A 14,826-nucleotide genomic window follows, 5' to 3' on the forward strand; every position below is an offset into this window, starting at 1 on the left:
GCGCGGTAGGGGGGTGCCGTGCTCGGTGACCACACTTGTGCCGAGCCGTGCCGCGCGGTCGGCTTCCGCTTTTTCGAGAGCCGGCCAGCTTTGCCAGCTCACCCGGCACGCACGGAGATCCATTTCGGCATGCCGTAGGTGAGAACCCCCCTTTCGAACCGGACAAAGAGACGGACCGCCCCAGGGGCGGGCGGTCCACCGGACGAGAGGGACCAGACTCATGAGCTCAGTCCTGCGCCCAGCCATTTCGGGCGATGATCCGTTAGCGGTCGGCAAATACCGGCTGATCTCCTCTCACCTGGCCATTGCGCCACCGGTGAGTGTGGTGATTCCCGCCATGAATGAGGCGGAGAATCTCCCCTACGTCTTCAAGACACTTCCCGGCTGGATACACGAAGTGGTTCTCGTGGACGGCAATTCCACCGACGACACCGTCCAGGTGGCCCGGGAACTCTGGCCGGACGTCAAGGTCGTCGAGCAGCGCGGCAAGGGCAAGGGCGACGCGCTGATCACCGGGTTCGAGGCGTGCACCGGCGACATCATCGTGATGGTCGACGCGGACGGCTCGGCCGACGGACACGAGATCGTGTCCTATGTGTCCGCGCTGGTGTCCGGGGCGGACTTCGCCAAGGGCTCGCGGTTCGCCAACGGCGGCGGCACGTCCGACATGACGCCCATCCGCAAGCTCGGCAACAGGGTCCTGTGCGCGGTCGTCAACGCCAAGTTCGGCGCCCGCTACACCGACCTCTGCTACGGCTACAACGCGTTCTGGCGGCACTGCCTGGACGAGATCGACCTCGACTGCACCGGCTTCGAGGTCGAGACCCTGATGAACATCCGGGTGGTCAAGGCGGGTCTCAAGGTGCAGGAGATCCCCAGCCACGAGTACCTCCGTATCCACGGCGCGAGCAACCTGCGCGCGGTGCGGGACGGGTTGCGGGTCCTCAAGGTCATCCTCAAGGAGCGCTCCAACCGGCGCGCGCTGCGCCGTCGGCCGCACGCGTCGCAGCTCGACTCGGGTCAGGGAGAGGCGTCTTGAGCAGTCCCGGCATCTCCGTGGTGGTCTGCGTCTACACCGAGGACCGCTGGGAGGACATCCTCGCGGCGGTCTCCTCGGTGCGGGCGCAGTCACTGCCCGCCCTGGAGACGCTCCTCGTCGTGGACCACAACCCCACGCTGCTGGAGCGGCTGGGCAGTGAGTACAAGGAGACCGACGCGGTGCGGGTGCTCGCCAACGCGGGCCCGCGCGGTCTGTCCGCGGGGCGCAACACCGGGATCGCCGCCGCGCGCGGCGGGATCATCGCGTTCCTCGACGACGACGCCGTGGCCGAGCGGGACTGGCTGCGGCACTTCGCCGCGGGGTACGCGGACCCGCGGGTCATGGCCGTCGGCGGCCGTACGATGCCGATCTGGGCGTCGGGCCGCCGTCCGGCCTGGTTCCCCGAGGAGTTCGACTGGGTGGTGGGCTGCACGTACAAGGGCCTGCCGGAGGGAAGGGTCCGGGTCCGCAACGTCCTCGGCGGAAACGCTTCTTTCCGCCGTACGGCGTTCGACGCGGCGGGCGGCTTCGCGACCGGCATCGGACGTGACGGCGACAAGCGTCCGCTGGGCTGCGAGGAGACGGAGCTGTGCATCCGGCTCACCCGCGCCAGGCCGGACGCGATCCTGCTGATCGACGACCGCGCGGTGATCCACCACCGGGTACCGCGGGCGCGTGAGCACTTCGCGTACTTCCGCACCCGCACCTACGCGGAGGGCCTGTCCAAGGCCCTGGTGGCGCGCAGCGTCGGCGCCGGGAAGGGGCTGGAGTCCGAGCGCCGGTACACCACCCGCGTGCTGCCCGCCGGAGTCGTGCGCGGCGTGCGCGACGCGGTGCTGGCCCGTCCGGGCGGCGCGGGCCGCGCCGGCGCCATCGTCGCCGGGGTCCTCACCGCGGCCGGCGGATACGTACTCGGCAGTCTCCGGGCCCGCAGGGGCGGGGCGGTGTTCTCGGTGGTGGAGATCGGGGACGGTCCGGGGCGTGAGGGGGCGGCGGCATGAGACCAGGACCCGTGTCCGGCACGGGGCGCCACGGCGGCACGCGGTCCGCGCGCGCCCGCGCGGAAGGCGGCGCCCCGTGAGCGACTCCCCCGTACCCATCCTCATGTACCACTCGATCGCCGCCGCACCCAACGACGCGACGCGCGCCCTGTCCGTCGCGCCCGAGGCGTTCGCCGAGCAGATGGCGCTGCTCGGGGATCGCGGATTCACCCCGGTCGGCACGGCCGAGCTGGCGGCGGGGTGGCGCTTCGGCGCCGCCCTGCCCGCCCGGCCCGTCCTGATCACCTTCGACGACGGATACGAGGGCGTGCACCGGCACGCGCTGCCCGTGCTCGCCAAGCACGGTTTCGCCTCCACACTGTTCGTCTCGACGGGCTGGCTGCGCGGCGCGTACGACACCGGGGGCGGCCTCGACACGATGCTGAACTGGGACCAGGTGCGCGAACTCGCCGCCGGACAGGTCGAGATCGGCGGGCACAGCCACACGCACCCGCAGCTGGACCAGATCGACGACGACGCGCTCCGGTTCGAGGTGCGGCGCTGCCGGGAGATCGTCGCCGACGAACTGGGCGCCCTGCCCGGCTCGTTCGCGTACCCCTACGGCTACTCCAGCCGCCGGGTGCGCCGCGCGGTGCGGGATGCGGGATTCGCCCAGTCCCTCGCCGTCGGCAACGCCCTGGCGCGGCGACGGCAGGGCCCGTACGCCCTGGAACGCGTCACCGTGCGCCGCGGCACCGGTGTCGAGGAGTTCGAGCGGCTCGTCGAGGGCCGTGCGATCGCCCGCGCCTTCGCCCGGGACCGCGCCCTGACCAAGGGGTACGCCATCGTCCGAAGAGCACGACAGGTCCGCCGGAAGGCCATCCGTTCCCGTGTCTGACACGACGACCACAGCACAGGCTTCCTCACCCACGACCGACACGTCCGAACCGCGGCCGGGGCGCCGGCTCCGCCTGCCCGGCCGGGGCCGCAAGGGCGGCGGAGGCGGCGGCAACCAGCTGTTCCGCAACGCCTACGCCCTGATGCTCAACACCGGTATCTCCGCGGTGCTCGGGCTCGGATACTGGCTGATCGCCGCCCGCTACTACACCGACTCGGCGGTCGGCCAGGGATCCGCGGCGATCGCCGCGATGAAGCTCCTCGCCGGCGTGACCGCGGTGACCCTGACGGGTGCCCTGGCCCGCTTCATCCCCGTCGCCGGGCGCTCCACCGGACGCCTCATCTTCCGCACGTACGCGGGCAGTTCGGTGGTCGTGGCACTGGCCGCCGGCGTCTTCCTGCTCACCCTGAACCTCTGGGGTCCCTCGTACCGCTTCCTGCACGGACCCCTCACCGGCCTCGGATTCGTCCTCGCGGTCATCGCCTGGTCGCTGCTGACCCTGCAGGACGGCGTGCTGACCGGGCTGCGCAGCGCGCTGTGGGTGCCGGTGGGCAACACCGTGTTCTCCGCGGTCAAGCTGGTGCTGCTCATCGGCCTCGCCGCCGCGATCCCGACCAGCGGTGTCTTCGTCTCCTGGGTCGCCGCGATCGCCCTGTCGGTCGTGCCGCTCGGACTGCTGGTCTTCCGGCGCCTGGTGCCCCGGCACATCAAGGCGACCGAGGACCGTGCCAAGCCGCCCTCCCTCAGGGAGATCGGCCGCTTCCTCGCGGGCGACTACACCGGCTCGCTGTTCTCGCTCGCCGTGGTCTACCTCGTCCCGGTGATCGTCGCCTCGCAGGTCAGCTCCTCCGACAACGCGTACTTCTACATCACCACGACGATCGGCGGCACGGTCAACCTGCTCGCCATCAACATGGGCGCCTCGCTGACCGTCGAGGGTTCGCACGACCCGGCGCGGCTCGCGGCGAACACCCGGGCCGCGCTCAAGCGGATGGCCCGGATCATGCTGCCGGTGTGCGGACTGCTGTTCCTCGGCGCGCCGTTCATCCTGCACGTCTTCGGTGAGGGATACGCGCACGCGGCGACTCCGCTGCTGCGCTGGTTCGCGGTCGGCGCGCTGCTGCGGGTCGTCATGGAGACCTACTTCGCGGTGCTGCGCGCGCAGAGCCGCACCTCCGGGCTCGCCTATCTGCAGGGCCTGCTGTGCGTCCTCGTGCTCGGCCTGACGGTGATCCTGCTGCCCCGCATGGGGCTGACGGGCGCGGGCGTCGCGGAGATCTCCAGCCTCGCGGTGATCGTGTCGATCGCGGCGCCCAGACTGCTCAAGATCGTGCGGCACGCGCCGCCCGCCGAACTGCCGCAGGGCGCGGCGCCGGACGGCGACCTCGCCGACCTCGGCGCGCGCGACGTACCCGCGGCCGAGCCCAGCGAGCCGAAGCGGCCCGCCTGGGCCCTCGACTCCGACACCCTCGCCCTCGGCGTCCACGTCGACTTCGACCACCAGGAGCGCCGCCCGGACGTACGCCCGGGGCCGGGCACTCCGCCCAGCGGAACGCCCACGGCGCGCCCGGACCAGCGTCCGACCTGGGCGTTGCGTCCACAGCACCTGCCGACGCCGGTGGGACTGCCGGTCGAGTCCCGCGAGCCGGGCTCCGAGGCGTCCCTGGGCCCGGCACAGGCTCCGGAGGTCGACGGCCCCTTCGAGGCGGAGGGCAGCGCGGACAGCACGCCTCCGGCGACGCCGGACACGCCACGACCGGTCCAGGACGACCCGTACCCGGCGGACAGCGCCACCCCGCCGCCGTCGCTGCTCGACCGTCTGCGCCACCCGTCCAAACCCGGCGTCGCACTCGCCTGTCTGCTGGTCTCCGCCCTGCTCCTCTACTGGGTCCCGGCACTCGGCCTCGACGACGCCTCCCTGGACCGGATGGGCGGCCTCGGCCTCATCTCCGTCCTGCCGCTGCCCACCCTCGTGGGCGCCGCCCTGCTGATCACGGTCTTCGCCTCGCTGCTCTGGCTGAACGGCGAGCACAAGGGACTGCTGCTCGTCACCCTGCTCGCCACCGTGGTGTCGCTGCACGCGCTGCCCGCGGTGATCGAGACCGAACCGCGGTTCGCGACGGCCTGGCAGCACCTCGGGTTCCTCGACTACATCGACCGGACCGGGTCGGCCGTGCCGGACCTAGACGCGCGCTGGAGCTGGCCCGGCTTCTTCGCGGCGGCCGCGTTCGTCGCCAGGGCCTGCGGTGTCGGCGACCTCACCGAGGTGATCCGCTGGTGGCCGCTGACCATACAACTCCTCTACCTGGCACCGATGTTCCTGCTCGTACGCTCACTGCGGGCGAGCTGGCGCGCCAAGTGGACCGGAATCTGGATCTTCGTCCTGAGCGGCTGGGTCGGCCAGGACTACTTCTCCCCGCAGGGCTTCACCTATCTGCTCTACCTCGCCTTCGTGGCGGTCCTCCTGGTGTGGTTCCGGGCACCGCGCGTGCTCTGGACGAAGGCGCGGCCGGGCGAGGCGGAGGTCGAGCCGACCGACCGGCGTCAGCGGGCCGTGCTGCTCATGGTGCTGATCGGCCTGTTCGCGGCGAGCGTCCCGGCCCATCAGCTCACCCCGTTCGTGATGCTGGGGGTGCTCGCGGTCCTCGTCCTCGTCGGCCGCTCCGAACTGCGCGGCCTGCCCATCCTGTTCGCGGTGGTGGTCTCCGTCTGGATCGGCTTCATGGCCGAGCCGTACTGGTCCGGGCACTTCAACGAACTGTTCGGCGGGGTCGGAGGGGTCGGCAGCAATGTGTCGACGTCCGTCTCCGGTCGTATCCAGGGCGGCAGTTCGACCCACAAACTCGTCCTCTACGCGCGCGTACTGCTGGCCGGCGGTGTGATGGCCTTCGCCTGCTGGGGCTGGTGGCGGCGGCGCGACCACAAGTACCGCGAGCGGTCGCTGCTGGTCCTCACCTTCGTGCCGTTCCTCGGTTTCGGCATGCAGTCGTACGGCGGCGAAATGGCGCTGCGCGTCTTCATGTTCGCCCTGCCGGGAGCGGCGCTGCTCGCCGGGCTCGCCCTGTTCCCGCGCACCGGTGTCACCGCGAAGGAGCGGGAGAAGGACCGGGCGAGCCTCGCACCGCTCGCCGCCCTCGTGGCGGGCCTGCTCCTGATGGGCGGCTTCCTGGTGGCCCGCTGGGGCAACGAGTCGTTCGAGCGGATCCGGCCGGGCGAGGTCGCGGCCATGAAGTACGTGTACGCGCACGACGACCCGACCGTCCGGCTGTTGTGGCTGAGCAATGACACCGTGAACAACGTGACGCCCGCGATGCCGTGGGGCACGAAGGACATGGAGAAGGTCCAGTACGTGCCCACGCTGGCGCCGACCGATCCGGTCCTGGTGGCGGGTCTGGTCAAGTCCCTCAAGGACGCGGGCCCGAACTCGTACCTCATGATCAACCGCAGTCAGGTGGTCTACCTCCAGATGGACGTCGGCTACTCGGCGACCTGGCCCGCACGGCTCATCCGCAGCCTCGACGACCGGCAGGACCTCAGGAAGGTCCTCGTCAACGGCGACGCGACGGTGTACACGCTGCGCGAGCAGCCCGCGGGGAGCGTCCCGAAGGCCGATCCCGGGCCGATCGGTCCGCAGGTGACCTGGACGCCGTGGTCGGTCGTCGGCGCCCTCGCGGCCGTGGCGCTCATCGTGATGCTGACCGCGCGGGAGATCGTCCGGGTCGCGGTGCGTCCGGGCGTGCGGCAGTTGCGGTGGCTGCAGAGCAGCTTCTGGTTCTCGCTGCCGCTGCTGGCGGTGTTGCTGGCCTCGCTGGTGCAGCGTTTCGTGACCATGAAGTGACGGGACGGAAGGGGGTCCACGGGGTGAAGTGGCTCACCGGGTGAGCCACTTCACCCCGTACGCCCCCATGGCGAACCTCCGGCCGTCGACCTGCGCGCTGATCGGCCGGTCCTTGGTGTTCACCACGAGGACGGCCTTGTCGGTGGCGAGGACACGCACGTTGGGCACGTCGTCGGCGGCGACGGACACCGTCTCGTACCTGGCCCCCGGTCCGAACGCCTCACTGAAGCGGGAGACCAGGTCGAGCACGGGCAGTGCCGCGCCCCCGTCGGCACCGTCGGTCGGTGTCCACAGGCAGCCCGCGCAGCCGGGGCCCTTCTCCTCCTCCGGGTTCCAGTAGAAACCGGAGGTGGCACCGCCGCGGGCCATCGCGATCATCCCGGCGGCCTGGACGGCGACGCGGTGGGTCTCGGACCAGCCCTTGCGGTCGTCGTTGCCGTCGGCCGGTTCGACGTAGTACTCGGCCCACCACAGCGGCAGGCCGTGCGTCCGCGCGCGCACCCAGTCGCCGACGGCCGTGAGCTTCTCGGTGGCCGCGAACTCGTCGGGCAGCAGTTCGTCGTCCTTGGTGTAGCTGGAGCCGTCCACGACGACGAAGTCGGCGCCCGCCTTGTGCTTGTTCCAGTAGTCGAACGCGTCGAGGACACGCTGGTCCATGGCGCCCCAGGTGCCCTTCACGGTCGTGGACGCGTTCTCCTTCTGGCGCGGGTCGAAGCTGTCCATGACGAGATAGGGCCCGCCGACCATGATGTCCTTGTCGACCTTCTTCAGCGCCTTGTACACCAGGTTGTAGAGCTCCGTGTAGCCCTCGTAGTCCCAGCGGGCCTCGGCGTTGTTCCAGAAGCCCTTGAACTCGTTCCAGACGATGAAGTGGCGTACGTCCGGATAGCGCCTGGCGACGGTCGCGGCGAGCTCGGCGTAGTCCTTGTAGTGGGCGCGGTCGGGCGCGGTCTCCAGGGACGCCTGGCTCCAGTTCGTGTGGTTCGCGCCGGGCCTGCCGCCCTTCATCCAGTCGGGCGAGCAGCACAGGGTGACGACCGGCGTGCCGCCGGACCCGCGGACGAAGTCGATGCGGCGGTCCATCTCGGTGAAGTCGTAGCGGCCCTTTGAGGGCTCGGGATTGCCGGCGCCCCAGCCCATGATGTGCTGGTTCTGCGGCAGCGACGGCTTCTTCAGCAGCCCCTCGACGCGCTCGGTGGCCGCGTCGCTGCCCTCGTCGGCGCTGAACTGGGTGTGGGTGAAGCCCCAGCCCACCGCCGGCTGCGGCGTCCCGGGCGGGGTGGCCGGTGTGCCGTGCACCTTGTCCCCGTCGCGGGTCGTGCCCGCGGTGCTCGCGCCGTCCCCCGGCAAGGTGTTCAGCAGGGTCACCACCAGGGCCAGAGCGGCCACGCCCACGCCGAGCAGCGCGGTCAGCCGCCACCGCTGTGCCCCCGAATTCCACCCATGACGTCCCATCATGGGCAACAGTAACGGCGCGGATCGGCCGCCGGACAGGGCTTGTCGACGCACAGGATTGCCACATTTTCCGGGGGTGCGGGCGCCCGTGGCCCCGCGGAGGGCACCCGGTCGTCCGGCCGGAAGGCGGCTGAACTGGGGCGCGTCCAGGGGAACACCGGCAACAGGCTGCGGAAATCCCGTGCGCGGGTCCCCTTGGTGACGGATCATGGCGGCATGTCTGCCAACCCACACGACGCACTGCCGATCCGGCTCAACGTCGACGACAGCGACTCGCCGTCGGATGTCGTCGACGCGCTGTTCCTCGGCCGCTTCGCGACGGGCGAGCAACCTCACTCGCACGCGGCGAACATCGACCGGGTACGGTCCGGGGCGACCCTGCTCCCACCGGGTGCCCGTGTACTGCGCTCCGCCCGCGACGACGACCGCAGCGCGACGCTGGCCGAGGGGGACGGCTGGACCCTCCTGGTGTCCCGCTGGAACCGGGGCGCGGACATCACGGTCACCGCGACCAGCGCCGAGCTGGCCGAGAAGGTCCTCGACCAGGCGACGGACGGCGCGGCGGACGAACCCGAACCGCAGCCGGAGAACGTGACGATGGGCTTCTGGTACGTGTCCCCGCGCCGCGGCCCGCACCGCACCACGCGGCAGATCTCCGCGGGCACGTGGGAGGAGGTCCGGCCGAACTACACCGGCCCGGTCGCCGACGCGATGGACACCCTGATGAAGACGACCCCGGAGGACATCGCGGGCAGGCTCCTGCTGCTGCACGGCCCGCCCGGCACCGGCAAGACGTCCGCGCTGCGGACCCTGGCCCGCTCCTGGCGGGACTGGTGCCAGGTGGACTGCGTCCTGGACCCCGAGCGGCTCTTCTCCGACGTCGGCTATCTGATGGACATCGCGATCGGCGAGGAGGACGGCACGGGCAAGGGCCGCTGGCGGCTGCTCCTGCTGGAGGACTGCGACGAACTGATCCGCGGCGAGGCGAAGCACACCGCGGGCCAGGCCCTCTCGCGCCTGCTCAATCTCACGGACGGTCTCCTCGGCCAGGGCCGCAACGTCCTGGTGGGGGTGACGACGAACGAGGACCTTGAGCGCCTGCACCCCGCCGTGGTCCGCCCCGGCCGCTGCCTCGCCCGGATCGAGGTCGGCCCGCTGACCCGCTCCGAGGCCGTCGGCTGGCTCGGCACGGAGGAGGGCGTCTCACGCGAGGGCGCCACCCTGGCCGAGCTGTACGCGCTCCGCCGGGGCACCACCCCGACCTCGGTCCCCGACCCACGGGACGGCGCGGACGCGGGGCTGTATTTGTAGGGCTCCGGGGGCCGTACGTCCGGGACAGCGGGGGGTGTCGGGCGCCCGGGGGTCATCCCGGACGCCCGGGTTTCCCGAACGCCGGGGTACCCGGGATGGCAGGAGCACGCTTGGCACCAGGGCGTCCGGTTCGGGACGCCGAGGGCATCCGGGACGCCGCGGCATCCGGCTCCCGCACACCGAGACCACCCAGGACGTCACGACATCCGACTCCCGCACACCGAGACCACCCAGGACGCCTGGGGCATCCGACTCCCGCACACCGAGACCACCCAGGACCCCTGGGGCATCAGGCTTCCGCACACCGAGACCACCCAGGACGTCACGACATCCGACTCCCGCACACCGAGACCACCCAGGACGCCTGGGGCATCAGGCTTCCGGACGCCGAGAGCACCCGGAGCGCCAAGTCATCCGTCTCCCGAACGCCGGGAACACCCAGGGCGCCTGGGTGTGAGGAGAGCGTCCGAGCCTACCGAGAGCGCCGGGCCCGCGGAGAGCCCGTCGCCTCCGAGAAGCGCATCCCCTGGCACCGGAGGGCGCGGGGTGTCGAGGGACGTATGCCCTCTAGGCCCCCTCGTCGTAGGCCGCCCGCAGGGCATCCCGTACGGCGTCGAGCGCGGCGGACTCGGTCAGCGCGAGGCGCCGCACGCGCTCGGCGTACGCCTGCGCGGCCGACGCGGCCTCACGCTCGGCCGCCGAACCGGCGGCGGCCACGAACGTGCCGTTGCGGCCCCGCGTCTCGATCACCCCGTCCGACTCCAGCGCCCGGTACGCCTTGGCGACCGTGTTCGCGGCGAGGCCCAGCTCCTCGGCCAGCCCCCGTACCGTGGGCAGCTTGTAGCCGACCGGCAGCGCCCCGGAACGGACCTGCCCGGAGATCTGGGCGCGCACCTGCTCGTAGGGCGCGGCCCCCTCATCGATGTGGATCTTCAGCGTCACGCGGCGATTGTCCCGTATCCGCGGGGTGATGGGAGGCACCGGAACGGAGGCAGCGGAAAAAATGAGAGGTGGCCGGAGCCGCCCCGCGCGTAGCGTGCGCGTCCATGACTGTGATCGTGGACGACCTCCGCCCCGACGACCGGCGGCGGACCGAGGGCTTCGCCCGTGTCCGCAACCGGGCGCTCCCCTACGTGCTGTACACCCCCGACTCCCTCGCGTACGACGTCACCCACGCGCACCCCGACGCCCACTACCGCCCGCTGGTCGCCGAAGTGGACGGCGAGGTGGTCGGCACGGCCCAGGTCGGCATGGCGTACGACAGCCCGGAGCCGGGCCAGGGCTATCTCAACGTGTACGTCGACCCGGACCGTACGGGCCGGGGCGCGGGCTCACTCCTGGTGCGGGCCGCCGAGAGGCACCTCGCGGCCCTGGGCGCGACCAGGCTCTTCGCCTGGGTCCTGGACGAGCCGGACAACCGGGCGTTCGCCGAGCGGCACGGCTACCGCGCCAGCCGCTCCGCCCACTTCCTCCGCCTGGACCTGTCGGGCGGCGCCCTGCCGCCGCGTCAGGACCCGCCGCCGGGCGTGGAACTGCGCGCGGCATCGGACTTCGCCGACGACCCGCGCCCGCTGTTCGCCCTGGACGCGGAGACGTCGACCGACGAACCCGGTGACATCCCGCACGAGTTCACGGACTACCAGGCCTGGCTGCGGGAGACCTGGCACCACCCCCTGTTCCGTGCCGAACTGACCACGGTCGCACTCGTCGACGGCCGGCCGGCCGCCTTCAGCGCGGCCCGCACGGACGGCGGCACCCGCTACGGCACCGTGATGACGGGCACCGCCGCCGCCTTCCGCGGTCGCGGTCTCGCCAAACTCGCCAAGAACGACTCCCTGCACCGCGCCCGCGCCGCCGGCTGCACCGAGGCGTTCACCGGCAACGACAGCGGCAACGGGCCGATGATCGCGATCAACAAGTGGTTCGGGTACGAGATCTGCGGCACGGAGGTGCGCCATGTCCGCGAACTGGGCTGACGGCCTCCACCGTCTGGAGGTGGTCCTCGTCAAGTCCGGCCGCACGAAGATCCGTTACCCGGCCGAGCTGCTCCACGACGACGGCACCCGGGTCACCGTCCGCGCGCCGTGGGCGGCCGTCGGCGTCCGTGACTTCGGGTTCGTACGGTTCGAGCCGGGTGACGTCCTCACCGAGCACTACTGGCGGGACCGCTGGTACGCGGTGAAGGAGGTCCGTGACGCGCGGGGGGTGCGCAAGGGCTGGTACTGCGACATCACCCGTCCGGCCACCGTCTCGGGCGGCGAACTGGTCGTCGAGGACCTCGACCTGGACCTGTGGCGCTCCGCGGACGGCACGGACGTACGGCGCCTGGACGAGGACGAGTTCGCGGCGAGCGGCCTCGCGACCAGCGATCCGGCGGCAGCGGCCGCCGCGCTCGCCGCCCTCGACACCCTCGAGCTCCTGGCCCGCCGGGGCGACTTCGAGGCCCTGCTCGACTAGGCGGCGTCCGACCACGCGCACCGGGCGGACACCGTCTCCGAGTCACCGGAAAGGCACGCTGCGTCACCGGCGGCGGGTTCGGCACGGGGAATTACCCCACGCTGTACGTGGTTCCTCTTTCCACGGTGATCGACGCCGCTCCGACCTGAATTCATGTCGCCGTAACCCGCGGAGCGACCCGGAGTGACACCGGCCACTGACAGTCAATCGTGACACTCGCCACAGACAGATCGCGACCGATGAGGAACTCTCCCCGAAAGGGTCTACCTCCGTAAAACGACGGAATCGGGTAGACGCAAGGAGGCAGCCATGCGCCGTGTGACCGTGCAGAAGCCCCTGACCAGGTCGGACTCCCGTCGTGCCCGGGACAGGGCGGACGAACGTCCGGCCGAGCGCCCCGAAGTGCGGAAGGACATCCACCGCACGTGGTGGCCGGACGAGTGAGCCGCCCCGGCACCGGCCTGCGGAACGCGAGCCGTCAGACGAGCCGCTTGCGGTAGTGGACACGGTCGTACGGCCCGTCCACGCGACGCCCGACGACCTCGTAGCCGTACTTCGGATAGATCTTCCGGTTCTCCCACATCATCGCGTTCGTGAAGAGCCTGACCTCGGGCAGCCCGAGCTCCCGCGCATGGGCTTCCACGAACGCCAGCAGCCGTCGGCCGACGCCCTTCCCCCGGGCGTCGGGACGGACGGCGATGCTGTCGAGGTACAGATGGTCCTCGTGCGCCTCGACCACCACGAGGCCGGCCACGCCCTCCCCGGGACCGCCGGTGACGAACACCCGCCCCGCGGCCACGTTCGCCGCGTGGTCCGCCTCCATGGGCTGCGGCACCACCCCGATGCGCGCGATGTAGGGGTGGTACGCCGCGTCGGTCACGGCCTTCACCGCGCCCACGTCCGAAGCGACGGCGCGACGGATCCCCGGTTCGTTCGAAGCGTCTGCCACGACCCGAACGCTACCTGCCCGAACCGTTTACCTGCCCGAACGTTTACGTGCCCGAACGGTGTGCGCCCGATCGGCGGCCTCTATTCCCGGTGGCCGACCCTGAGCTGCACCGACGGTGCTCCGCCGGTCACGGGCGGAGCACCGCGCTCAGAACTCCTGGTGATCGCGCGCCCAGGCGTCCCGAGCCGAGGTTCCCGGTATGCCGGCGCTGAGGGACCCGTAGGGTTCGGCCCATGGTGACGGCGACTGTCCGCGAGTGGCGCGACGAGGAAGGGTGGGGCGTGCTCGACTCCCCCGAGACACCCGGCGGTTGCTGGGGCCACTTCTCGAACATCCAGATGGAAGGGTTCCGCACGCTGTCGCCGGGTCAGCGGGTGGACCTCCAGTGGGAAGCCCCTGGCTTCAAGCAAGACGGGTACGACTACCGGGCAGTGAACATCGTGCCTCGGTCCGCCTGACATCCACACGATCGATCTCGACCCACGCATGCCACGACGGACGGCCGTGGACGACCACGGGCGGTGCGGCGCTCCGGCGCAGGTGAGACGGCCCTCCCCAACCCCCCACCCTGAGCCCTCCGTTAGCCCCGCCTTAACGCGGCCATAAGGATCTCCCGCACCCGCCTCCAGCAGGCGATTTCACGGTTTCTTGGGGCTAGCTTGCTGATCAACCCCACGTACTCAGGGCTGTTCGCCCGCTCAGGACCGTTCGATCGAGGAGCTCCCCCATGTCCGGTCGCCGAAAGGCCGCCAGCCTCGCCGCCATCGGTGTCGCCCCGCTCGCCCTGACCGCGCTCGCCGCCGCGCCCGCCTCGGCGCACGGTTCGATGGGAGACCCCGTCAGCCGGGTCTTCCAGTGCTACGCGGAGGGGCCCGAGAGTCCCCGGTCCGCCGCCTGCAAGGCGGCCGTCGCGGCGGGCGGCACCCAGGCGCTGTACGACTGGAACGGCATCCGGATCGGCGACGCGAACGGCCGTCACCAGCAGCGCGTTCCCGACGGGAAGCTGTGCAGCGCGGGCGACGACGAGTTCAAGGGCCTGGACCTGGCCCGCCCCGACTGGCCCGCGACGGCCGTGAGCGCCGGCGCGTACACCTTCAGGTACCGCGTGACCGCCCCGCACAAGGGCACGTTCAACGTCTATCTCACCAAGGAAGGTTACGACCCGTCGAAGCCGCTGGCCTGGAGGGATCTGGATCTGGCGCACCCGGTGGCCACGCAGACCGACCCCGCCGCGGTGAACGGCTACTACACCTTCTCCGGCACCCTGCCGAAGCGCTCCGGCAAGCAGCTCCTCTACGCGGTCTGGCAGCGCTCGGACAGTCCGGAGGCCTTCTACTCCTGCTCCGACGTCGCCTTCGGCGGAAGCGGCGGTTCGGGCAACACCGGTTCGGGCGGCGGCTCCGGCAGCAGTGGTTCCGCCGGTGATGGTCCGGGGAGCGGCGGCACGGGGGGCGGCGTCTCCCCCGCGACGAGCGCGCCCGCGCCGGTCGCCTCCGCTCCGTCCGAGGAACAGATCGCCGACGGTGCCGACAAGTCGACGGTGCGGCACGACCACCACGACGGTACGGCCACTCCGGCCGCGGGTTCCGCCGCCTCCGGCACGTCCGGCGGCTCGGACGCGTCCGGCGCCTCCGCCGCTTCGGCCGATCGGCCCGAGACGACCGGTGCCTCGGAGGACCTCGCCGAGACCGGTGGCGACTCCAACACCCCGTACCTCGCGATCGGTGGGGCGAGCGCGCTGGCGCTGGGCGCGGCGGCGCTGTTCGCCTCGGTGCGCCGCCGCGCGGTGAACGGTGGCCGGCACGGCCGCTAGGGCCGTGACAGGCGGTGGACCGCACCCGCCTGCTCCTTCTCGTATCGGGCGGGAAGGACCCCGGGTCCTGTCCGGCGGCTCAGGCC

General features: G+C 71.5%; 13 protein-coding genes. 10 read left to right on the top strand and 3 right to left on the bottom strand.

Annotated elements, in window-relative coordinates; genetic code table 11:
* Positions 1 to 220: 220 nt before the first annotated feature.
* The 4 genes from OHB41_RS12500 (at position 221) to OHB41_RS12515 (ending at position 6,755) form a co-directional block, all read left to right on the top strand.
* Positions 221 to 1,039 carry a glycosyltransferase family 2 protein gene (locus tag OHB41_RS12500; protein WP_266698000.1) on the top strand — a complete coding sequence of 273 codons (819 nt, stop codon included), beginning with the start codon at positions 221 to 223 and terminating at the stop codon, positions 1,037 to 1,039.
* Positions 1,036 to 2,040 carry a glycosyltransferase family 2 protein gene (locus OHB41_RS12505; RefSeq protein WP_266698002.1) on the top strand — a complete coding sequence of 335 codons (1,005 nt, stop codon included), beginning with the start codon at positions 1,036 to 1,038 and terminating at the stop codon, positions 2,038 to 2,040. Before OHB41_RS12500 ends, OHB41_RS12505 begins: the two co-directional genes overlap by 4 nt.
* A gap of 103 nt (positions 2,041 to 2,143) precedes the next feature.
* A complete protein-coding gene (locus tag OHB41_RS12510; protein WP_266705813.1) occupies positions 2,144 to 2,917 on the top strand; it encodes a polysaccharide deacetylase family protein in 774 nt (257 codons plus the stop codon).
* On the top strand, positions 2,910 to 6,755 hold the full coding sequence (locus tag OHB41_RS12515) for a lipopolysaccharide biosynthesis protein (RefSeq protein ID WP_266698004.1): 3,846 nt from the start codon (positions 2,910 to 2,912) through the stop codon (positions 6,753 to 6,755). The genes OHB41_RS12510 and OHB41_RS12515 overlap by 8 nt, the downstream gene beginning before the upstream one ends.
* Positions 6,756 to 6,788: 33 nt before the next feature.
* Here the strand turns inward: OHB41_RS12515 and OHB41_RS12520 are convergent, their stop codons facing one another.
* Positions 6,789 to 8,210 carry a GH39 family glycosyl hydrolase gene (locus OHB41_RS12520; protein WP_266705815.1) on the bottom strand — a complete coding sequence of 474 codons (1,422 nt, stop codon included), beginning with the start codon at positions 8,208 to 8,210 and terminating at the stop codon, positions 6,789 to 6,791.
* Positions 8,211 to 8,426: 216 nt separating this feature from the next.
* On the opposite strand from OHB41_RS12520, the gene OHB41_RS12525 reads away from it, so the two are divergent.
* Complete coding sequence (locus OHB41_RS12525) at positions 8,427 to 9,521, top strand: DUF5925 domain-containing protein (protein WP_266698006.1); 1,095 nt, start codon at positions 8,427 to 8,429, stop codon at positions 9,519 to 9,521.
* Between the two features lie 567 nt (positions 9,522 to 10,088).
* Here OHB41_RS12525 and OHB41_RS12530 read toward each other — a convergent pair.
* Positions 10,089 to 10,463 carry a GntR family transcriptional regulator gene (locus OHB41_RS12530; protein ID WP_266698008.1) on the bottom strand — a complete coding sequence of 125 codons (375 nt, stop codon included), beginning with the start codon at positions 10,461 to 10,463 and terminating at the stop codon, positions 10,089 to 10,091.
* 104 nt (positions 10,464 to 10,567) lie between these two features.
* Between OHB41_RS12530 and OHB41_RS12535 the strand changes: the two genes are divergently transcribed.
* The 3 genes from OHB41_RS12535 to OHB41_RS12545 all read left to right on the top strand — a co-directional run bounded on the left by OHB41_RS12535 (position 10,568) and on the right by OHB41_RS12545 (position 12,422).
* A complete protein-coding gene (locus OHB41_RS12535) occupies positions 10,568 to 11,497 on the top strand; it encodes a GNAT family N-acetyltransferase (RefSeq protein WP_266698009.1) in 930 nt (309 codons plus the stop codon).
* Positions 11,478 to 11,978: a ribonuclease FAU-1 family protein gene (locus tag OHB41_RS12540; protein ID WP_266698011.1), complete on the top strand. Its 501-nt coding sequence runs from the start codon at positions 11,478 to 11,480 to the stop codon at positions 11,976 to 11,978. Before OHB41_RS12535 ends, OHB41_RS12540 begins: the two co-directional genes overlap by 20 nt.
* A 309-nt stretch (positions 11,979 to 12,287) precedes the next feature.
* Entirely contained in the window at positions 12,288 to 12,422 is a 135-nt protein-coding gene (locus OHB41_RS12545) for a hypothetical protein (protein ID WP_266698013.1), read from the top strand.
* Positions 12,423 to 12,456: 34 nt separating this feature from the next.
* Here OHB41_RS12545 and OHB41_RS12550 read toward each other — a convergent pair whose 3' ends face one another.
* On the bottom strand, positions 12,457 to 12,927 hold the full coding sequence (locus OHB41_RS12550) for a GNAT family N-acetyltransferase (protein WP_266698014.1): 471 nt from the start codon (positions 12,925 to 12,927) through the stop codon (positions 12,457 to 12,459).
* A gap of 233 nt (positions 12,928 to 13,160) precedes the next feature.
* Here OHB41_RS12550 and OHB41_RS12555 point away from each other — a divergent pair, with 233 nt between their 5' ends.
* Positions 13,161 to 13,385, top strand: coding sequence for a cold-shock protein (locus OHB41_RS12555; RefSeq protein ID WP_266698016.1), 225 nt, complete (start codon positions 13,161 to 13,163; stop codon positions 13,383 to 13,385).
* A gap of 269 nt (positions 13,386 to 13,654) precedes the next feature.
* A complete protein-coding gene (locus OHB41_RS12560; RefSeq protein ID WP_266698017.1) occupies positions 13,655 to 14,740 on the top strand; it encodes a lytic polysaccharide monooxygenase auxiliary activity family 9 protein in 1,086 nt (361 codons plus the stop codon).
* Positions 14,741 to 14,826: the final 86 nt, after the last annotated feature.

The organism is Streptomyces sp. NBC_01571 (assembly GCF_026339875.1).
GTDB lineage: Bacteria > Actinomycetota > Actinomycetes > Streptomycetales > Streptomycetaceae > Streptomyces.

Coding starts and splice junctions, on each gene's coding strand:
- OHB41_RS12560 (WP_266698017.1), top strand. CDS start 13,655: ATGTCCGGTCGCCGAAAGGCCGCCAGCCTCGCCGCCATCGGTGTCGCC.
- OHB41_RS12555 (WP_266698016.1), top strand. CDS start 13,161: ATGGTGACGGCGACTGTCCGCGAGTGGCGCGACGAGGAAGGGTGGGGC.
- OHB41_RS12540 (WP_266698011.1), top strand. CDS start 11,478: ATGTCCGCGAACTGGGCTGACGGCCTCCACCGTCTGGAGGTGGTCCTC.
- OHB41_RS12525 (WP_266698006.1), top strand. CDS start 8,427: ATGTCTGCCAACCCACACGACGCACTGCCGATCCGGCTCAACGTCGAC.
- OHB41_RS12500 (WP_266698000.1), top strand. CDS start 221: ATGAGCTCAGTCCTGCGCCCAGCCATTTCGGGCGATGATCCGTTAGCG.
- OHB41_RS12520 (WP_266705815.1), bottom strand. CDS start 8,210: ATGGGACGTCATGGGTGGAATTCGGGGGCACAGCGGTGGCGGCTGACC.
- OHB41_RS12510 (WP_266705813.1), top strand. CDS start 2,144: ATGTACCACTCGATCGCCGCCGCACCCAACGACGCGACGCGCGCCCTG.
- OHB41_RS12545 (WP_266698013.1), top strand. CDS start 12,288: ATGCGCCGTGTGACCGTGCAGAAGCCCCTGACCAGGTCGGACTCCCGT.
- OHB41_RS12535 (WP_266698009.1), top strand. CDS start 10,568: ATGACTGTGATCGTGGACGACCTCCGCCCCGACGACCGGCGGCGGACC.